Raw genomic sequence first — 4,414 nt, forward strand, 5'->3', positions numbered from 1 at the left:
CTTCCTTGTTTTCAATTAGGATTGCAAACGAGCTTAGCGAGTTTCGCAATTACCTATTTTTACATACTTGTCGGCATTTTCTATTAACCCATCAAACACCAACATGAAATAGTCTCACACAATTTAATACTCTATCCTAAAATAATCAAGATATGCCTTATATCTATCCTGTGCCGTAAGACAAGTGTCTGTAAGAAATCCCTTTTCATTATCCCACTCTGTAAGTCCCCGGTAATAAAACATCTTAAGGTCATCCTCAATAATAAACGGCACTATATCGTATTTAAGACATTCCTTGAACATAACAAGTCTGCCTACACGCCCATTGCCATCCTGAAACGGATGAATCCTTTCAAATCTTACATGAAATTCAAGAATATCCTCTAATTTTTTTTCTTTTTTGTCATTATATTCAACCAACAATTTTTGCATCTTAATTTCAACTTCCTCCGGCAAAGCAGTATTCATACCACCTACCTCATTAGGCATTTTTTTATATTCTCCCACATTAAACCATTCTTTTCTCGAATCACTTGTTCCGTTTTTAAGTATCAGATGCAGCTCTTTAATAAAACTTTCCATCAATTTAATATCTGCATTGTCTATCACCATATCTATACATCGAAAATGATTGGCTGTTTCTATAATATCATCAACATTTATGGCTTTATTTTCAACTCCAATCGTATTGGTTTCAAAAATATATCTCGTCTGCTCATGAGTTAGCTGACTACCCTCCATATGATTTGAATTATATGTCAGTTCAATCTGCGTTTTGTGATAAATCCCTCCCGAATATCCCGCAGACCTTTCATCCTTTAAAATGTCCAAAAGATTTTTTTTATGTTTTTTCTGCATACGAGTCCTCTCCAATCTGTCAAGCGGATATTCGCAATCCGCTCTGCTGCTCATTTAATTCTTCTTTGTATCGCTATTATGAAGTATTAAATGCACCTTATTTTATTGACATTATACTTTATTTATGAAAGCATATCAATTACTAAACAAACATTGGATTGTGTAAACTATATTTACTTTTTTCATTTACAGTGTATAATAGGTCTTAAAGAAATGTGGGATTGTCACTCCACCTATTTCATTTATCAAAAAAGGCAGATGCATAATAACATCTACCTTTTTTATTTCTATCTTCCAATCTTTCTCACTCTTTTTTAAGAACATCCTGTAATACCGTTGAAATATCCCCTGTAATCATCAAACTGCGCTCCGATATATCTGCCGGAACAGGTTCTTCATCCAAATTAATACATATATAATTTGCTGACTTGTTTAATTTTGTAAAATTGCGGAACGGATATTTAATTATCATAGGAGTATTAAATCCAACTCCGAGTTCCAAAAGTACCAGCTTTTTATCTGCCGCTTCCATAAGAAAATCTGAAAATCTCTGTTCAGCCTTATACCACTCCTCATCTTGAACAAAATAATTGTCCTTGCGAAGATTCATATCCATTGCACCGCCACATACCGGACACTTTGGCACCATATAAGACGGCACTTTGCAATCTCTCCTTGCCTGATCCATCTGCTTAAACATTTTCACTGCATTATAAGTTTTGTTATGACATCCTTTTCTGCATTGAATGTGAAAATAATCGCCCTGCGTACAAAATATCTTCTCCTCCGGCAAGCCTGCTTTAACAAACTGAGCATCCGCGTTCGTGCTGAGTACAAATATTTTTTTGTCTGCTAGTCCATCAAGAAGTGTCCTGTGAAGCGGTGTCACATCAAGTTCTATGCCGCCAAGCATTGCCTGTTTTGACCAGTACCCCCAATAACTCTCCTCATCGGGATAAGGATAAAATCCGGCACTATACATGTCCTGCATATACCGCCCCTTACCGTACTTTTCCTGAAACTCACTAAAATGTTCCTCAAAAAATCTTCCGCCATACTTTGCCCCTGCCGCAGCACTCAATCCTGCTCCCTCACCTATAAGTACATACTCGGCCTCATTTAACAGCTTCGCAGCCTTTTTTATCTGTGTGTCATAATCCTCATCCTGATAAACATAATCCTTTGCCGGCATACCACATAAAAATGATTCAAACGTTATTTTTCTCTTTGGCATTTTAAGTAATTTCATATATATTTCTTCATCCTCATCTTTAAAAACATTAAATATCACCTTAATCCTGCTGCCCGTTTCTTGTTTATAGGACTTAACTGTTTTTACGGCAATCTCCGCAGCCTTATCATTCGGAAACATAAACACACCCGTTGATATACAACAAAATGCAATCGATCCAACATTATTTTTATCTGCAATCTCAAGACAGCTTCTATAACATGACTCCAACTGTTTTTTATGCCTTCCACTTAGTCTGCCCTGCACGATAGGACCTACCGTATGGATTACATAATCACACGGAAGATTGTATGCCTGTGTTATCTTTGCCTGACCTGTCGGTTCTTCATATCCCTGTTTCCTCATTATCTTCGCACATTCATATCGAAGCTGCACTCCTGCATAAGTGTGAATACAGTTGTCAATACAGTTATGACATGGCTGATAACATCCCGTCATACCGCTGTTTGCAGCGTTGACAATCGCCCCAGCTTTAAGCCTTGTTATATCACCTTTCCAGACATATATATCCTCGCTTACCTCATCTATATCGTCAAGTGTGACAATACCTTTTTCCTCGTTTGCCTGTCTGAGATACTCATCCTGAACTTTTATAAATTCAGTGTCAGCCTCATGTGGCATCCTTATATTCATAAGAGAACGAAGTAATGTTTTCTGCCCATCTTTATCAGCAGGAATATCTGCATCCGAATTTCCGGAAAATGCTGAAAATTTCTGTTGTTCTTTCAATAAAGCATCTATCAAAAACCTGCGTCTTTCACTCTGATTCATTTTAAACCTCTTTCATCTTGCAATTATCTCATTTTTTAATGATTGCTCCAGCGGGACATTTCTCATAACATCCGCCACAGTGAAGACAATTATTCTGTCTTATCTTAAACGGTGAACCCTCATCTATACAACTCTGCGGACAGACTTTCCTACACTCACCACAGCCAAGACATTTTTCAGTTATGACATATCCCTTTTGGTTTATTGTAACATCTCCCAGACTATAAGTCTCCCTGAATATCGGATTAACACCAAGATTAAAATATTCTATTTCCGCCTTATCAATACAAAAAACAATGCCTATATTTTTCGTATCACCGGGATATACATTCGCAAGATAAGGCTGTTCTTCAAAAATCTTTTCACGCCACTTCACCTGCCCCTCATCATCAACAGGATACGCTTTTCCCGAAAGACGAATCATCTCCTTGTATTTTGTATAGGCAAGTATCTGTACTCTGCCGTCACTTAAAAGCTCCTCACAAAAATTCTTTCCCCTTGCCGTAAAAAAATATAATGCATCCTGCTCATAATGAATCGCACTTATATTTCTTATCTGAGGTGCACCGCTTTTGTCTACTGTCGCAAAAGCAAGAACACCTACAAGTTCCATTTTCTTTAAACAAGTCTGTAAATCCATAAAAATCCCCTACTTTCCACTCAGTACTGTATTGTTATCATTAAACCTCATATCATAATATTTTCTCTGTTTCAAATTATTTTCTCTAATTTTATTTTCCTATTGTTTTCGATTTATTTCTCTGTAATTTCAATACTTTTTCGTTTACTTTTTTGCATTTCTATTATCAGCAATACTTCTTTATTTACTTTTCCACAATTTTAATCCTGTCTGTCCTTCTCGGTTTGCTCTGCGGATTCTCTCCATTTATATAACCCAATATCACAAAACCCTGACAGGCATACCCAGACGGAACTTCCCATTCTTCCATAAGTCTTTTTCCCTCCACGCTGTCAAAAGTTTCATAACCCCTTGAAACAATACATGAAGCAATTCCAAGCTCCGTTGCCTGTAACACCATGTTTTCCATCATGCAGAAAGCATCTGCCGTTTTAAACATAAAATTATCCTGACAAAACACACATACCACAGTCGGTGCATCATAAAAACCATTTTTAATAGTCGGATCATCAATCGTACTCGGCTGTTCTTTTGACACAAAACTCCCAGCAAGATGTGTTCTGTCAAAATGTGCCATATTCATTTTTCCAATATGAGCCACCAATTCTTTATTATGTATTGCAACCATCATGCTTCGCTGACCGCCGCCTGCATTTGGAGCATAATTTCCAGCCTCGAGAATTTTCTCCAAATCTTCTCTTTTAATCTGCCTGTCGATATATTTTCTTATTGAGTGTCTTGCCTTTATAATATCCATCAATGCCATGATTTTCTCACTCCCTCACCAAAATCTTTTCTATTTTTCCTATATATACTTGATGAAAATCCTTGTCAGGATAAGTCAAGCGGATATTCGCAATCCGCTTTGCTACTTGCTCATAACACTATTAGCT

Annotated in this window: 4 protein-coding genes; all 4 read right to left on the reverse strand. The window is 36.9% G+C overall.

Going from position 1 to position 4,414, the window contains the following annotated elements:
- Nucleotides 1-123 precede the first annotated feature (123 nt).
- Nucleotides 124-858, reverse strand: a complete 735-nt coding sequence (locus KQI69_RS07205; protein ID WP_253289051.1) for a Fic family protein — start codon at nt 856-858, stop codon at nt 124-126.
- 304 nt (nt 859-1,162) lie between these two features.
- A complete protein-coding gene (locus tag KQI69_RS10685) occupies nt 1,163-2,881 on the reverse strand; it encodes a protein-ADP-ribose hydrolase (RefSeq protein WP_216564671.1) in 1,719 nt (572 codons plus the stop codon).
- Between the two features lie 28 nt (nt 2,882-2,909).
- A complete protein-coding gene (locus KQI69_RS07215) occupies nt 2,910-3,521 on the reverse strand; it encodes a 4Fe-4S binding protein (RefSeq protein ID WP_216564672.1) in 612 nt (203 codons plus the stop codon).
- A gap of 184 nt (nt 3,522-3,705) precedes the next feature.
- On the reverse strand, nt 3,706-4,287 hold the full coding sequence (locus KQI69_RS07220; protein ID WP_216564673.1) for a nitroreductase family protein: 582 nt from the start codon (nt 4,285-4,287) through the stop codon (nt 3,706-3,708).
- Nucleotides 4,288-4,414: the final 127 nt, after the last annotated feature.

The organism is Eubacterium sp. MSJ-13, from assembly GCF_018918235.1.
In the GTDB taxonomy this organism is placed as follows: Bacteria; Bacillota; Clostridia; order Lachnospirales; family Lachnospiraceae; genus Butyribacter.